Genomic DNA, 15,374 nt, shown 5'->3' on the forward strand with positions numbered 1-15,374 from the left:
AAACACCATGACCCAAATTGTTGTTCTACCCCATAGTGAATATTGCCCTGAAGGTGCGGTTGTTGAAGTGGCACCTGGAACGTCAATTTGTGAAGCTTTGTTAGAAAACGATATTCCAATCGAACATGCTTGCGATATGGTGTGCGCTTGCACCACTTGTCATGTGATTGTGAAAGAGGGCTTTGCTAGCTTGAATGCCCCAGATGAAAACGAAGAAGATTTGCTTGATCGTGCCTGGGGCCTAAACCCTCAGTCGCGCCTGTCTTGCCAAGCCATTGTGGCAAGAGAAAATTTGGTAATTGAGATACCAAAATACTCAATCAACCACGCCAAAGAAAATCACTAATTTACTGCGCAGTCACTTCTCGAATCATGCCGGCTGCAACGGTGTGATTACTTGTTTCGTCAATCAAAATGAATGCGCCAGTATGTTGGGATTGTTCAAACAAGTCAGCAACAATTGGCTTTTGCAAAATAAAGTCGACCCGTCCAATTTCATTGGTATTGAGTGCGTGAATATCACTGGCGTGCGATAGCGTTTCAACATCCAGCACCCTTTGAATACCTTTTACTTTGGCACCTACCGTATTGGTAGTATGGCGCAGCGCATACTTACGACTCAAAGAGAGTGGCTCACTATCTAACCAGCATAAATCAGCAGAGAGTTGTTTGCTCAGCGTTGGTGGTGTTACGTCATCAGCGCTTACAAAGAGGCAGCCACGTGACACATCAATATCTTCAGATAGGCAAATTGCCACAGCTTCGCCAGTCTGAGCTGATTCAACAGCATTATTGCTATGGGCTTGATTGCGATCGGAACGATTACCGAGGTAAATTTCCGAGACGGTTGCCTCTAGGTTTCCTGGTAATACTTTAATTTTTTGCCCTTTGAGAATGCTGCCCGATTCAATTTGCCCTAGATAACCGCGGAAGTCATCAGAAGCACTGCCATCTTGACGTGCAACATACTGTACCGGAAAGCGTAGGGCAGTTTTTTCAGACTGAGGGCTGGTATCTAAAACCTCTAACCATTCGAGCAAGGTAGGACCTTTATACCAAGGGGTGTCTTTGCTAGCAGTCACCACATTGGCACCTAAGAGGGCTGAAACTGGAATGAGGGTTGGTTGAGGCAGACCAATTTTTTCGGTCAAATCCTCAATAGCCTCTTTGATGGAATTAAACACAGTTTCATCAAACTGAAAGAGATCCATCTTATTTACGGCAAACACCACATGACGCAAGCCCAATAAATGGACGATAGCGGCATGGCGTTTGGTTTGGGCAAGCAAGGTAGCGGGTTTGGTATTTAAATCTACGCGGGTTGCATCGACTAGTATCACTGCAACATCCGATTGTGATGCTCCAGTCACTAGGTTACGGGTGTACTGCACATGCCCGGGGGCATCGGCAACAATGAACTTACGTTTGGGTGTCGAGAAGTAGCGATAAGCTACATCAATGGTGATACCTTGTTCACGCTCCGCCTCAAGTCCATCGGTGAGCAATGCTAAATCAACGCCTGCATCGGATGAGGTCACGCGGGCATGTTTGGTTTTGGATAAGGACTCCAGTTGATCAACAAGAATAGACTTAGTGTCATACAGTAAGCGCCCAATTAAGGTGCTTTTGCCATCGTCAACGCTTCCAGCAGTAATAAAGCGCACTACATTTTGCTGTGCAGTTGGGTTGATATTTTGAGTCATCAGAAATAGCCTTCTTTTTTGCGGCGCTCCATTGAGGCCTCATTTGTTTGATCATCCATACGGGTTGCGCCACGCTCAGTGATTTCAGTAATGGCGGTTTCGGCAATGATGTCTAGTGGATTGGCTGCAGTACTCAGTACTGGGCAGGTGCAGCTAATATCGCCCACGGTACGGAAGCGCACGTCTAAAATTTCACTGACATCACCAGCAGCTTTGGGGGTGATATCGGTGACGGGCACAAATAAATTATTCTTACGTACAACCTCGCGCTTGTGCGTGTAGTAAATGCTTGGTAACTCTAATTTTTCGCGGGCAATATATTGCCAAATATCGAGCTCTGTCCAGTTAGAAATTGGGAACACGCGCATATTCTCACCTTGGGCGATACGAGCGTTATAGAGATTCCATAACTCAGGACGCTGTGCCTTTGGATCCCATTGACCGAATTCATCGCGGAAGGAGAATATGCGCTCTTTAGCGCGGGCTTTTTCCTCATCGCGACGGGCTCCACCCATCAAGGCATCGAATTGATATTCAGCAATTGCTTCTAGTAGTGTTACAGCTTGAGCAGCGTTGCGTGAATCAGTTGCCTTGCGTAGACGCACTGTACCTTTTTTAATTGAGTCTTCTACATGGCCAACGATTAATTTGACGCCCGTATTTTTAACCACCGCATCGCGGTAGGCAATGACTTCAGGATAATTATGTCCCGTATCAATATGCAAAATAGGGAAAGGCAGCCTCACTGGGCGATCGCCAAACTGGAAGGCCTTGCGTGCCAAGTGAAACATGACGATAGAGTCTTTACCACCTGAAAACAGCATCGCTGGATTGGAGCATTGAGCCACCACTTCACGAATGATGTAAATAGATTCAGCCTCAAGCCAATCTAAGTGATCATCTAATAATTTTTGTTCTTGCATTCTGTAAATCGATCTTTGCTAATGGGTAATTCGGTAACGATGTATTTTATCGATTGATGTGTAAGCCACATTCTTTGCTATCACTTTGTAGCCACCACCAGCGACCCGCGCGGATATCTTCACCTTGTTTTACTTGACGGGTGCAGGGCTCGCAACCAATGCTAGGGTAGCCCTTCAGGTGCAGTGGATGAATAGGCACGCTCTCTTGTTTGATGTAGGCCCAGATGTCTGCCTCCGTCCAGTCAAATAAAGGATTGAATTTGGCGATCCCTCTGGCTTCATCCATCTCCTCAAAATGCAATTCTGTGCGGGTGGTTGACTGTTCACGACGTTGACCAGTCAACCAGGCATCTGCGCCAATTAAGGCAGCATTGAGAGGTTTGATTTTGCGGGCGCCACAGCAGGCCTTTTTGGCTTCTTCACCATCGTAAAAACCATTCATGCCATATTGATCTACGAAAGCATCAATATCAACTTCATGAGGATAGATTTTGTCAATCCGCAATCCATACTGATCTTCAGTAGTCTTGACCATATCAACCGTCTCTTGATGTAAGCGACCGGTAGCTAATGTGAATAAAGCAATTGAAGTTTTGGTTTTAGAGATGGCGTCCGTTATCACCATGTCTTCAGCGGCTAAGCTTGTAGCAAAACGCACCTTAGAGAAGCGTGCACCAATGTCCTGCAATCGTTTGTAGAGCGTAGCTGACTTTTCAGCTAATTGTTCTGGTGTGAGGGTGCTTACTGGTATTGACCAAAGTTGCGGAGTCATCATGAACAAACTAATTTAATCCCGACTAAGAAGAGGGTGCTGGCGAGAGTCATTCTAGTGACTTTCTCTGAAAGGGTGCTCGAGAGTTTAGCGCCCAACCAAATTGCTGGTACTGAGCCAATTAAAAGGCCAAAAAGCAGGTCAAAATGGACATTGCCCAGCCACCAATGACCTATGCCAGCCAAAGCTGTAAGCGGAACGGCATAGGCTATATCCGTACCAGCAACTTCTGCGGCTCTGAGATGTGGATAGAGAATCAGAATGAGGGTAGCACCAATAGCGCCTGCGCCAATTGATGAAATGGTGACAAGAACCCCAATCACTGCGCCTACAGCAATAGTTGCAAGCTTTAATGCAAATCCACTAGGTAGGTAGTTCGGATTAGCTTGTACCCATTTGAGTATTTTTGCTCTGAATAAAAGTGAGGCCGCAGTTAGCAAAACCGAGACGCCGATTGAAAGGCTAATGAGGTGCGTGAAATCTTTTGAAACTGGACCCACATACTTTAAGGTCAAAATGGACAAGACAGCAGTGGTGATGCTGCCGATGCATAGTAAAGCAACTATATTCCAGCGTACATTTCCGTGGAGCCGATGTGCTGCAGTGCCAAACCCTTTAGTAAGGGCTGCGAATGCAAGGTCAGTGCCCACAGCAGTAGTTGGAGCAACACCAAAGATGATGGTGAGCAAAGGCGTCATCAATGAACCGCCACCTACGCCTGTCATTCCAACCAATAAACCGACGAGAGCTCCTGAGAGAATAAATTGTGAAGAATCAATAAAAAATTGGATCATGAGGGGCCACTGTTTAATTATGCAAATGATTGCTCAAACTCTTCGAGTTTGATGGCATTCATGAGAAAGAGAATTTGGCGCTGAAAAGACTTCCGCTCATTGACCATGTCATGCGGTAAGCAATCATGCTCGCGCAATAGTTGGGTGATAACTGGGTTGTAATGTTCTCTTACGGGTGACATTTCAAATCCTTGGTAAATAGCGTATGAAACACAATTTACCAAGGCTTCTATATATCTACAAGAAATATATAGCGATACTTATATGACTTTTAGATATATAGATTATTTCTCTACGAAGGCGCGTTCAAATACGTAGTCGCCGAGTTGGCCGAGGCTTGGCGAAACCTTGAAGCCTCTGGAGTCAAGCATTTCACAGGTTTCTTTGAGCATGGAGGGGCTGCCACATATCATGGCGCGATCTACTGCTGGATCTAAGGGGGGCAAGCCAATATCTTTGAAGAGCTGACCAGACTCGATTGCAGTAGTTAAGCGTCCGGTGTGCTTAAAGGCTTCACGGGTTACTGTTGGGTAGTAGATGAGTTTGTCGCGAATTAATTCGCCTAGGAACTCGTCTTGGGAGAGCTCATTCTTGATGTAGTCACCATAGGCTAATTCGCTTACAAGTCGAACGCCATGAATTAACACAACCTTCTCAAACTTATCGTAGGTCTCAGGATCCCGAATGATGCTCATAAATGGAGCAAGGCCAGTGCCAGTGCTAAAGAGATAGAGGTGCTTTCCAGGATTGAGATCGTCAATCACCAAAGTACCAACAGATTTCTCGCTAACCAAAATCGGGTCACCCACTTGAATTTTTTGCAGGCGCGAGGTGAGGGGGCCGTCTTGCACCTTAATGCTTAAAAACTCGAGATGTTCTTCGTAATTAGGGCTGGCTACGCTATAAGCTCGCACCAAGGGCTTGCCCTCAACCTCCAGGCCAATCATCAGGAAATGGCCGCTACGAAAGCGTAAACCCTTATTGCGAGTGGTGGTGAAGCTAAAGAGGGTATCGTTCCAGTGGTGAACGGTAAGGACTGTTTCGGTGTTGTATGCGGCCATGAGGAAAGCTTAGTAAATTAAGGTAAAACGGTGATTATCCTCATAATTTGCCTTGTTAGCCCGTGAAAGCCGGATTAACTTCTCATATCAAATCAATTTTTAGTTATAAGGACACCTCCCTTAACGGAGCTATCATTTACCCATGCGTCAGAGCCAATACCTTTATATCTCCCTTTTATCTCTTGGCTTAGTTGCTTTTGCCGTGATTCTTCAGCAAGTGGGCTATCAGGGGGTGAGCTTTATGCCCTGCCCACTGTGTATATTGCAGCGCGTTGCTTATTTGGGGGTAGCCCTTACTTGCCTCTTAGCTGCGAGATTTTCCTCGGCTAGAAAGTTGTTTCATGGGTTGGCTATTATTTCGGCGGGCTATGGAATATCGGTGGCTGGACATCAAGTCTGGTTGCTTTCTCATCCTGAAACCTCTTGCGGCATTGACCCACTGGAGACTTGGATTAATCAATTCCAGTTGGCAAATCTTTTGCCTTGGCTCTTTAAGGCGGATGGACTTTGCTCTGCAAAGCTTCCTGCCATCTTGGGCTTGCAAGTTCCAGAATGGTCCTTATTCTGGTTTGCGATTCTCTTTGTCCTGTTATTAATGAGCTTTTTAAGAAATCTCAAGCATAGATCAATTAGTGCTTAACTTATAACCAGAGCTTCTTTTACAAGAACCGACTCCTAGCCTAGTATCACTTATTCATGTTGTATACCTATTTTGCTTTAAGGAAAGCCTGATGACTTACTTTACCGATAATTCTCAAACCATTGGCCGCACACCTCTAGTGCGTTTAAATCGAGTGACTGATGGTGCTAATGCCACCGTTCTAGCAAAGATCGAAGGCCGTAATCCTGCCTTTTCAATTAAGTGCCGTATTGGTGTATCAATGATCAATGATGCACGGGAAAAAGGCCTGCTTGGGCCCGGCAAGGAATTGGTTGAGCCAACCAGTGGTAACACTGGAATTGCCTTGGCATTTGTAGCGGCAGCGCGAGGTATTCCGCTAACACTAACGATGCCAGAAACGATGAGCATTGAACGACGCAAGTTATTAACTGCTTTAGGTGCCAAGATTGTCTTGACAGAGGGTCCTAAGGGCATGAATGGCGCCGTTGCGAAAGCGAAAGAGATCGCCGACTCCGATCCAGCCAAATATGTGTTGCTACAGCAATTTAGTAATCCTTCTAACCCAGCAATTCATGAAAAAACAACTGGCCCAGAAATTTGGGAAGATACCGATGGCAATATCGATGTATTTGTTGCTGGTGTCGGTACTGGCGGAACCATTACTGGTGTGGGTCGTTACCTCAAGAACACAAAGAAGAAAAATGTAGAAATAGTGGCGGTAGAACCCACTACTAGCCCTGTGATTACTCAAAAACTTAATGGCGAAGAAATCAAACCAGCTCCGCATAAGATTCAGGGCATTGGCGCAGGCTTTATTCCGGATAACTTGGATTTATCAATCGTAGATAAGGTCGAGCAGGTGAGCAATGAAGAGGCGATTGAATTTGCACGCCGTATCGCTAGGGAAGAGGGTATCTTGGTTGGTATTTCTTGTGGGGCTGCAGCAGCAGTAGCGGTGCGTCTAGCGAAGAAGCCTGAGTACGCTGGTAAAACTATTGTTGTGGTACTGCCAGATGCGGCAGAACGTTACTTGAGTTCTGCTTTATTTGAAGGCGTCTTTGATGAAAAGGGTTTGCCTGCCTAAGTGCATGCATGAGAGCTAGGAATAAAAAAAGCACCCTCGGGTGCTTTTTTATTGCTACTGAGAATTCGCTTGCCCAATATTTAAAATTACTCTTCCTCGCGACGTAAATGCGGAAACAAAATCACATCCCGAATGTTGGGTGCATCGGTAAGCAACATGACTAAGCGGTCAATACCAATACCGCAGCCGCCAGTTGGAGGCATGCCGTATTCAAGAGCGCGGATGAAATCATGGTCAAAATACATAGCCTCTTCGTCGCCCGCCTCTTTTTGCTCCACTTGCTTGCGGAAACGATTGGCTTGATCTTCAGCATCATTTAATTCGGAGAAGCCATTGGCAATTTCACGACCGGTGATGAATAGCTCAAAGCGTTCGGTAATACCTGGGCGTGTGTCAGACTCGCGTGCTAATGGGCTCACTTCAATCGGATAATCGATGATGTAAGTTGGCTCCCAGAGGTGCTCTTCAGCTACCAATTCAAAGAGGGCTAATTGCAAGGCACCAATACCGGCATTTTTAAGAGTGGGGCTATCTGGGTTCTCGCCACCTTTTTTCAGTTCAGTGCGAATGAAATCAGCGTCGTCTAATTGAGATACCTCATAGCTTTTGCCAGATTGACCGCAGTATTTTAGGATGGCTTCATTGATCGTTAAGCGTTGAAAAGGCTTACTTAAATCTAGTTCACGACCTTGATGCGTTAAGACGGCTGTACCTTGTGCATCGACTGCTGCTGCACGAATCAAGCCCTCAGTAAAGTCCATGAGCCAACGGTAATCCGTATAGGCTGCATAGAATTCCATCATCGTAAATTCGGGATTGTGACGTGGGCTGACGCCTTCGTTGCGGAAGTTGCGATTAATTTCAAAAACGCGCTCAAAGCCACCAACTACCAAGCGCTTTAAATAGAGCTCTGGCGCAATACGCAAGAACATCTGCATATCCAAGGCATTGTGGTGGGTGATAAATGGCTTAGCGGTTGCGCCACCTGGAATCGGGTGAAGCATTGGGGTCTCGACTTCCATGAAGTCAGCCTCAAGCATATGGCGGCGCAATGAAGCAATGGCATTGCTGCGTGCTTTAAATGTATTGCGACTCTCTGGATTCACAATCAGGTCAACATATCGTTGACGATATTTTGTTTCCAAATCAGATAAGCCATGAAACTTGTCTGGTAGGGGGCGTAGGGATTTGCTGAGAAGGCGTAAATTACTTGACTCTACTGAGAGCTCGCCTTTGTTGGTCTTGAAGAGCTTCCCTTCGGCTGAAATAAAGTCGCCCATATCCCAATGCTTAAATGCGCCATGGGTGTCAGCACCACTGATTTCATCATTGATATAAAACTGAATTTGTCCACTACGATCTTGAATCGTTGCAAAGCTGGCTTTACCCATTACGCGCTTTAACACCATCCGGCCCGCAACTTTGACGTGAATGTTTTTCTCAGCCAATTCTTCTTTTGAAAAGCCATCGTAATGGGCGTGCAAGTCTGCGGCTAAATGGGTGGGTACGAAATCATTTGGAAAAGCTACCCCGCCTGCGCGTAGTTTGGCTAACTTCTCGCGACGCTCTGCAATGATGTGATTTTCATCAACGGGTTCGTTTGCGGGGGATGGATGGGTTTTATCGTTCATGTCTTTAGCGCGATACGGGTAAGAGAATTCGGTTTAAACGCCTTGCTTCAGGCTGGCTTCAATAAAGGCATCAAGATCACCATCTAACACCTTCTGGGTATTGGAGATCTCAACGTTAGTGCGTAAGTCTTTAATGCGACTTTGATCAAGTACATACGAGCGGATTTGATGACCCCAACCAACGTCGGTTTTGCTAGCTTCCAACTTATCTTGTTCGGCACGACGCTTTTGCATCTCATGTTCGTATAGTCTTGACTTGAGCATGCTCATGGCTTCTGCGCGATTGCGGTGTTGGCTGCGATCGTTTTGACACTGCACCACAATACCTGTTGGTATATGAGTTAAACGAACTGCAGAGTCAGTTTTATTAATGTGTTGCCCACCCGCACCCGAGGCACGATAGGTATCAGTACGGATGTCAGCAGGATTGACGTCAATCTCAATCGAATCATCAATTTCAGGATAGACGTAAATACTGGCGAAGGAAGTATGACGTCCATTGGACGAATCAAATGGAGACTTACGTACTAAGCGATGGACACCTGTCTCTGAGCGTAGGTGTCCGTAGGCATACTCACCATCGACTTTAATCGTGGCGCTTTTGATGCCAGCAACGTCGCCATCAGACTCTTCCAAAATTTCAGTCTTGTAGCCTTTTCGTTCGCAATACTTGAGGTATTGACGATAGAGCATGCTCGCCCAGTCGCATGCCTCGGTACCACCAGCGCCCGCCTGAATATCAATAAAGCAATTGCAGGAATCCATTTCGTTATGGAACATGCGACGGAACTCGAGGTCACCAATGATTTTGCTATAGGCTTCTGAGTCCTGCTCAATAGCAGCGATGGTCTCAAAATCACCTTCTTCTTTGGCCATATCAAATAATTCAATGGCACCAGTGATATTGGTATTTAAATCAGTAAGAGTGGTAACAACACCATCAAGCAATTTTTTCTCTTTGCCGAGGGCTTGCGCTTTCTTCTGGTCATCCCAAATGGTGGGATCTTCCAGAATGAAATTAACTTCGGTAAGGCGGCGTGACTTTACTTCGAAGTCAAAGATACCCCCGAAGTGCTTGCTCGCGCACGAGCAGATCGGAGAGGGTGTTTGAAATACTGTTTAATTGTTCGGCTTCCATCCCCTAATTATAAGGTGGTTATTGATCCTTGCCCTGAAGTAGGGGGTTAGGCAATATCTTCGTCATGCGCTTCAATCATCAGCTGTACACGGGCTTGCCCCTGATAGCGGTCCGTGGCAATCCGATAGGCCAGCTTTGCTTTGGCTGGTAAGGTTTGTGTGCGATTGAACCAGACTCCCGTGAGGGGTTTCGAATCTAGAGCCCCATTTCCTAAGGGGCGAAGTTGTAGGCGCAGATGTTTTTCTTTCATGAGGCTTTGCTGTCCAATCTCAAACTCCCCATAAAAAATAGGCTGTGGAAAGCCTTGCCCCCAAATTTCCTCTGCTAATAGATCACCAATTTCTGGGGTAAAGTCTGCAGCAGATAAGGTGCCATCATGAATATGTTTACGCTCAAGCAGTTCATCGTTGAGCAATTCCTTTGATACCGTCTGAAAAAGGGTATCAAATTTTTCAAAATCAGCCTGACGAATCGATAAGCCTGCTGCCATGGCATGACCGCCAAATTTCAAGATTAAGCCTGGCTCACGCTTCGAAACAATATCCAAGGCATCTCTTAAGTGAAAGCCAGTGATAGATCTACCTGAGCCACGTAATTCTTCACCAGTAGCGCCATCGGCTGGAGCAAATACGATCGCGGGGCGATTAAAGCGCTCTTTGAGGCGAGAGGCAACAATCCCGACCACCCCTTGATGCCATTCTGAGTGCCATAAGCAAATACTGTTGCGTCCCTCAATACTCCCGGCAATCTGATCTTCTTGCAAATGGGCAAGAGCGGTCTCTTGCATACCCGTTTCAATGACGCGGCGTTCACGATTAATGCGATCCAACTCATGCGCTAGCTCATAGGCCTCTTCTTGTGTATCACTCAGTAATAAGCGGATGCCTAAAGTCATATCCGCAAGGCGCCCTGCAGCATTGAGCCTAGGCCCTACTGCAAACCCAAGATCAAATGTATTGGCTTTACGAGGATCTCGATTGGCTACTTGAAATAAGGCTTGCATACCGGCTTGCGAGATGCCGGCACGAATTCGTTTTAAGCCATTGGCAACTAGGATGCGATTATTACGATCTAGTTGCGCAACATCTGCCACAGTACCCAGTGCGACTAGATCTAACAGATTTTCAATTTTCGGCTGGTTCTCGCTGGTAAATTTACCGCGCTTTCGTAGCTCTGCGCGCAGGGCAACTAAAAGATAAAAAATAACACCTACACCAGCTAAAGCTTTGCTGGGGAAGCTGCAGCCGGGTTGGTTGGGATTGACTAGCGCACTGGCTTTGGGGAGCGTATCTCCGGGCAGGTGGTGGTCCGTAACGATAACTTCCATACCGAGTTCGCGCGCGCGATCTACACCAGCCACACTGGCAATCCCGTTATCAACGGTAATTAAGTAACGCGGTTTTGGTATTTGTTGCGCTGCCAATTCCACCACTTCAGGGGTCAGTCCATAACCCATCGTAAAGCGATTTGGCACCAGAAATTGCACGGGTATTTCAGGACCACCCAGCATTTTCAGCCCACGAAGCGCTACGGCGCAGGCGGTCGCTCCATCGCAATCATAATCAGCCACCACCAGTATGGGCTCATTCTTCTCAAAGATGTCCGCTAAAAGTGCGGCAGTGCTAATGCAATTTTTTAATTCTGTGGGTGAGAGCAATCGCTTCAGATCTAAAGGGAGGTCTTCCGGAGAATCAACGCCCCTTGCGGCAAATAGCCTTGCAAGTAGGGGATGTAAGCCGCTTTGCTGCAGCCAAAGTGCAGTGCGTTCGGAGAAGGGACGTGCTGAAAATTGACTCATGATGTGATGTTTATTCAGCAATTTCTTGCCAAGAGCGCATTGTTGGTTTATTCCAAATCTTCCAAGATCTCTTGTAGAGATCACCTATTTTGAAGATGCGTTGACGCAATTTACCTTTTGGAAAATCAATCAATTCAATTTCATCCAACTGCTTATCGATCAGTGCTTGAGTGAGTATTGGCCAAATACTCTCGGCCTGATTCAACCAGGCAAAAGTATTTATCAATTGCGAAGGGTCTAATTGCTCTTGATGAGTAATTCCCAGATATTTTGCTAAACCAGGCAAAAGTGGATGAGATCCACAAAGCATTTTCACTTCTTGCAATGGCATGGGTGTCTGCACATCTTGGAGTTTGCCAATGCCGCTAATCCACAGGGAATTGATGCTGGGAAGGCCGCGTGCGGTACGTTCCTCATTTGTGGGGTCTACATGCCAAAGCATCTGGATTTCATTTTGAAGTTTGCGCCAACGCTTGGCTACCCCTTCCTGATCAGTATCTCTGGGCATCCACCAATCTATATTGCGGCCATGAGCTTGATCAACGCTATGCGTGGCTAGGCTTGTAAATGGCCCAGCCTGAATAAACCAATCATTTCCGCCATTAAAAAGGAGGGGTGATTCAAAGTCTTCCTCAATAAATGGAAGTGCTGCTTGCAGTAATTGGGCGGATTCTGAAGCTGTCAGATTCACCTGAGATTGGCCTAAGAGAACCAAGTGGTCTCGGGTGGCATGAAAATGAACTGGCTGTAGGCAGGCAATCGATAGGTTTGGATCGAATGCCTGGTCAGACTGACCAAGCAGAAGAACTGGGGCGATTGGTAGCTTAGCGCCAAGCAGAAAGCGCTCATGCGGTAAGCCATTGGCTGGGGCGCCATCTAAGGATTCTTGGACGTCGTTATCCAAAAAGTCTTCTCCAGACAGCATGAGGGTAAAGCGTTTTAGGGTTGAATTTGCACTCATTCCCCTGATTTTAGGTGGCATTTAAGTATTCCATCAGATTGATGCGCAATTGTCTAAACTGTAGGGATGTACAAACTACCTCTTGAACTGGAAATCGGCCTACGCTATACACGCTCTAAGCGTCGTAAAACGGTCGGTAAACGGGATGGCTTCTTATCCTTTATCTCCGGAATATCCACTGCTGGCATTGCTTTAGGGGTTGCCTCATTGATTGTGGTCCTATCAGTCATGAATGGGTTTCAGAAGGATGTGCGTGATCGGATGCTCTCGGTGCTATCCCATATTGAGATCACCACCCCTGATGGCCTAGCTAATTGGGAGGCGCTAGCAACAAAAGTGGCTCATCAGCCCCACGTCATTGGTGTTGCTCCGATGGTCAATTCACAAGGTTTGCTGACCCGAGAAAATGTCATGCGTGGCGTTTCCATTCGCGGAATTTTGCCAAGCGAAGAAGCTAGGGTTTCAGATTTGCCTAGGCAGTTTGTTGCAGGCAGTGTTGATGATCTGAAACCGGGAAGCTTTGGCGTTGCCTTAGGTGCCCAGTTGGCCTCTATGGTTGGGGCTCATGTTGGTGATCGCATTAATTTAATTGTGCCGGAGAGCGATTTAACTCCTGCGGGCTCGATGCCTAGAATGCGTACCCTACAAGTAGTAGGCATCATCGATAGCGGTCATTACGAGTATGACAGCTCGCTTGCGGTAATGCATTGGAAGGATGCTGCTGCCTTACTGCGTCTGCATGATCCATCTGGGCTACGTGTGAAGGTCGACGATATGCAACATGCTCCAGAGATCGCAGCTCAATTGTCTGAAGTGGTTCCTCCGGAACTCTGGATCAGTGATTGGTCACGTTCTAATCGTAATTGGTTTGCTGCGGTTCAAACCGAGAAAAAGATGATGTTCATTATCTTGACTTTAATTATTGCAGTAGCGGCATTCAACTTGGTATCCACTCTAGTAATGACGGTCAATGAAAAACAGGCTGACATTGCGATTCTAAGAACGATGGGCGCGAGTCCTGGACTCATCCAGCGCATCTTTTTGGTTCAAGGTTTGGCTATTGGTTTGTTGGGTTCTTTGGCTGGTGTTGCTCTGGGGCTTCTGATCGCTTTGAATATTGATGTCATCGTGCCAGCGATTGAAGCTATCTTCAGGGTACGCTTCTTGCCTCGCGATGTTTATTTTATTAGCGAGTTACCTTCCGATGTCAGGTTTCATGATGTCTTAACCGTAGGCTTCATGGCTTTTGGTTTATCCGTTTTGGCAACGCTGTATCCGAGTTACCGCGCAGCAAAAGTACAACCTGCGGAGGCACTACGCTATGAGTAATTCTGTTGAGTTGGTGCTTAGTGCCAAAAACCTCGCCAAGCAATACGGCGAAGGAGATACAGTAGTTGAAGTTCTTAAATCGGTCGATCTTGAGGTTGCGCCTTCTGAGAAGGTGGCAATCGTGGGTTCGTCTGGATCCGGAAAGAGTACGCTCTTACATATCTTGGGTGGCTTGGATACAGCCAGTTCCGGTACGGTCATCTTGGCGGGATCGAATCTCGCTAACATGTCGGTTGCCAAGTTAGATCGATTGCGTAATCAAAGTTTAGGTTTTATTTATCAGTTTCATCATCTTTTAGATGAGTTCAGCGCACTGGAGAATGTAGCCCTTCCTTTGCGGATTCGGGGCTTAAGCGCTGATGAGTCAATGGACAGGGCAAGCAAAATGCTCAGTTTGGTTGGCTTGCAGGCGCGAGAACTTCATACTCCCGGAGAACTCTCGGGTGGTGAGCGTCAGCGGGTAGCAGTGGCTAGAGCTTTAGTTGGGAATCCAGCTTGCGTATTGGCAGATGAGCCTACCGGAAATTTGGATGCCGAAACCGCTGATGGTGTCTTTGATTTAATGTTAGATGTGGCGCGCGAACAAGGCACTGCATTTGTTATCGTGACACATGATCCCATCCGTGCAAGACGATGCGATCGCATTTTGCATTTAGAGCGCGGAGTATTAAAGACGTTTTCTCAATGAGCGTAAACCATCCATGGATTGATACCCATTGTCATTTAGACGCCTCTGAATTTTCCGAGGATCTAGATCGGGTGATTGCTGATGCCGCGCAAGCTGGCGTCAAGGCAATATTGCTGCCTACTGTCAAAGCGGCAGATTGTGAAAACGTTCGCAATGTAGTTAAAAAATACAGCAATGCGATTCCTGGCTTGGTTTATACCTTGGGTATACATCCCATATTGATTCATCAGGCTCAAGAACATGACCTTCAAACCCTTCGTCATGAAATTGAAACATCTCTAGCTGATCCTCGTTTTGTAGGAATTGGGGAAATTGGCTTGGATTACTTTTTACCGAATCTAGATCCCCAAAGGCAAGAATTCTTTTTCCACGAACAACTCGATATTGCCGCACAATTTCAACTGCCAGTGATATTGCATGTTCGTCGCTCGCAGGATGCCATTCTGAAAGCCTTACGTCGTCGCAATATCAATGGCGGTATTGCCCATGCTTTTAATGGCAGTCTTCAGCAGGCAGAGCAATTTATTGATCTGGGCTTTAAGCTTGGCTTTGGCGGGGCTGCTACCTATGAGCGTGCACTGCAAATTCGTCGGCTATTAACGAGCTTGCCTCTTAGTGCAATCGTTACAGAAACGGATGCCCCTGACATTCCCCCGGCATGGTTGAGTGCAGAGGGTTTGAGATACAACGAACCCGCATTTTTACCTCGTATTGCAAAACAATTGGCTCAAATCGGCGCTATAGATGATGGACAATTTGCAACTGCAGTATGGCGTAATGCGATGGACGCAATACCTCGCTGGTCAACCTTATTGACCTCACTCAATCTTCCTGTAGTTTCTTAAGAACTTGCGTTTCGCTATTGCGGCA

Annotated in this window: 16 protein-coding genes; 6 read left to right on the top strand and 10 right to left on the bottom strand. The window is 46.6% G+C overall.

All coding sequences use genetic code 11. The annotated features are described in order from the left end of the window. Nucleotides 1-7: 7 nt before the first annotated feature. Nucleotides 8-346: an ISC system 2Fe-2S type ferredoxin gene (fdx, locus tag BOQ04_RS00925; RefSeq protein WP_076022899.1), complete on the top strand. Its 339-nt coding sequence runs from the start codon at nt 8-10 to the stop codon at nt 344-346. A gap of 1 nt (nt 347) precedes the next feature. Here the strand turns inward: fdx and BOQ04_RS00930 are convergent, their stop codons facing one another. The 6 genes from BOQ04_RS00930 to BOQ04_RS00950 form a co-directional block, all read right to left on the bottom strand. Continuing rightward, nucleotides 348-1,703 (bottom strand): sulfate adenylyltransferase subunit 1, encoded by a 1,356-nt coding sequence (locus BOQ04_RS00930; protein ID WP_076022900.1) that lies wholly within the window; start codon nt 1,701-1,703, stop codon nt 348-350. Next, nucleotides 1,703-2,626 carry a sulfate adenylyltransferase subunit CysD gene (cysD, locus tag BOQ04_RS00935; protein WP_076022901.1) on the bottom strand — a complete coding sequence of 308 codons (924 nt, stop codon included), beginning with the start codon at nt 2,624-2,626 and terminating at the stop codon, nt 1,703-1,705. Before cysD ends, BOQ04_RS00930 begins: the two co-directional genes overlap by 1 nt. A 46-nt stretch (nt 2,627-2,672) precedes the next feature. Further along, nucleotides 2,673-3,401: a phosphoadenylyl-sulfate reductase gene (locus tag BOQ04_RS00940; protein ID WP_076022902.1), complete on the bottom strand. Its 729-nt coding sequence runs from the start codon at nt 3,399-3,401 to the stop codon at nt 2,673-2,675. Next, nucleotides 3,398-4,192 carry a sulfite exporter TauE/SafE family protein gene (locus BOQ04_RS00945; protein ID WP_076022903.1) on the bottom strand — a complete coding sequence of 265 codons (795 nt, stop codon included), beginning with the start codon at nt 4,190-4,192 and terminating at the stop codon, nt 3,398-3,400. The genes BOQ04_RS00940 and BOQ04_RS00945 overlap by 4 nt, the downstream gene beginning before the upstream one ends. Nucleotides 4,193-4,209: 17 nt before the next feature. Next, a complete protein-coding gene (locus BOQ04_RS10770; protein ID WP_198929275.1) occupies nt 4,210-4,374 on the bottom strand; it encodes a hypothetical protein in 165 nt (54 codons plus the stop codon). A 102-nt stretch (nt 4,375-4,476) separates the two neighbouring features. Further along, a complete protein-coding gene (locus tag BOQ04_RS00950; RefSeq protein ID WP_076022904.1) occupies nt 4,477-5,253 on the bottom strand; it encodes a ferredoxin--NADP reductase in 777 nt (258 codons plus the stop codon). Between the two features lie 142 nt (nt 5,254-5,395). On the opposite strand from BOQ04_RS00950, the gene BOQ04_RS00955 reads away from it, so the two are divergent. Together BOQ04_RS00955 and cysK are read left to right on the top strand one after the other, a co-directional pair. After that, complete coding sequence (locus BOQ04_RS00955; RefSeq protein ID WP_076022905.1) at nt 5,396-5,893, top strand: disulfide bond formation protein B; 498 nt, start codon at nt 5,396-5,398, stop codon at nt 5,891-5,893. 91 nt (nt 5,894-5,984) lie between these two features. Further along, nucleotides 5,985-6,959 carry a cysteine synthase A gene (gene cysK, locus BOQ04_RS00960; RefSeq protein ID WP_076022906.1) on the top strand — a complete coding sequence of 325 codons (975 nt, stop codon included), beginning with the start codon at nt 5,985-5,987 and terminating at the stop codon, nt 6,957-6,959. A gap of 86 nt (nt 6,960-7,045) precedes the next feature. Here the strand turns inward: cysK and lysS are convergent, their stop codons facing one another. The 4 genes from lysS to BOQ04_RS00980 form a co-directional block, all read right to left on the bottom strand. Next, nucleotides 7,046-8,590, bottom strand: coding sequence for a lysine--tRNA ligase (gene lysS / locus BOQ04_RS00965; RefSeq protein ID WP_076022907.1), 1,545 nt, complete (start codon nt 8,588-8,590; stop codon nt 7,046-7,048). Nucleotides 8,591-8,623: 33 nt separating this feature from the next. Beyond that, a protein-coding gene (gene prfB, locus BOQ04_RS00970) for a peptide chain release factor 2 (protein ID WP_198929260.1) occupies nt 8,624-9,728 on the bottom strand; the annotation gives its coding sequence in 2 pieces (ribosomal slippage) (nt 8,624-9,655 and nt 9,657-9,728; 1,104 coding nt in all). 46 nt (nt 9,729-9,774) lie between these two features. Continuing rightward, nucleotides 9,775-11,526 (bottom strand): single-stranded-DNA-specific exonuclease RecJ, encoded by a 1,752-nt coding sequence (gene recJ, locus BOQ04_RS00975; protein ID WP_076022908.1) that lies wholly within the window; start codon nt 11,524-11,526, stop codon nt 9,775-9,777. A 10-nt stretch (nt 11,527-11,536) separates the two neighbouring features. Beyond that, the gene (locus tag BOQ04_RS00980; protein WP_076022909.1) at nt 11,537-12,508 is read right to left on the bottom strand and encodes a hypothetical protein; all 972 of its coding nucleotides are present in this window, start codon (nt 12,506-12,508) and stop codon (nt 11,537-11,539) included. 45 nt (nt 12,509-12,553) lie between these two features. On the opposite strand from BOQ04_RS00980, the gene BOQ04_RS00985 reads away from it, so the two are divergent. Genes BOQ04_RS00985 through BOQ04_RS00995 form a run of 3 tightly spaced genes read left to right on the top strand, consistent with a single transcriptional unit; the run spans nt 12,554 to nt 15,349 of the window. Further along, nucleotides 12,554-13,816 (top strand): lipoprotein-releasing ABC transporter permease subunit, encoded by a 1,263-nt coding sequence (locus BOQ04_RS00985; RefSeq protein WP_076022910.1) that lies wholly within the window; start codon nt 12,554-12,556, stop codon nt 13,814-13,816. Then, nucleotides 13,809-14,504 carry an ABC transporter ATP-binding protein gene (locus BOQ04_RS00990; protein ID WP_076022911.1) on the top strand — a complete coding sequence of 232 codons (696 nt, stop codon included), beginning with the start codon at nt 13,809-13,811 and terminating at the stop codon, nt 14,502-14,504. Before BOQ04_RS00985 ends, BOQ04_RS00990 begins: the two co-directional genes overlap by 8 nt. Then, nucleotides 14,501-15,349, top strand: a complete 849-nt coding sequence (locus BOQ04_RS00995; protein WP_076022912.1) for a TatD family hydrolase — start codon at nt 14,501-14,503, stop codon at nt 15,347-15,349. The genes BOQ04_RS00990 and BOQ04_RS00995 overlap by 4 nt, the downstream gene beginning before the upstream one ends. Nucleotides 15,350-15,374: the final 25 nt, after the last annotated feature.

It is taken from the genome of Polynucleobacter sphagniphilus, assembly GCF_001953355.1.
GTDB classification, from domain to species: domain Bacteria; phylum Pseudomonadota; class Gammaproteobacteria; order Burkholderiales; family Burkholderiaceae; genus Polynucleobacter; species Polynucleobacter sphagniphilus.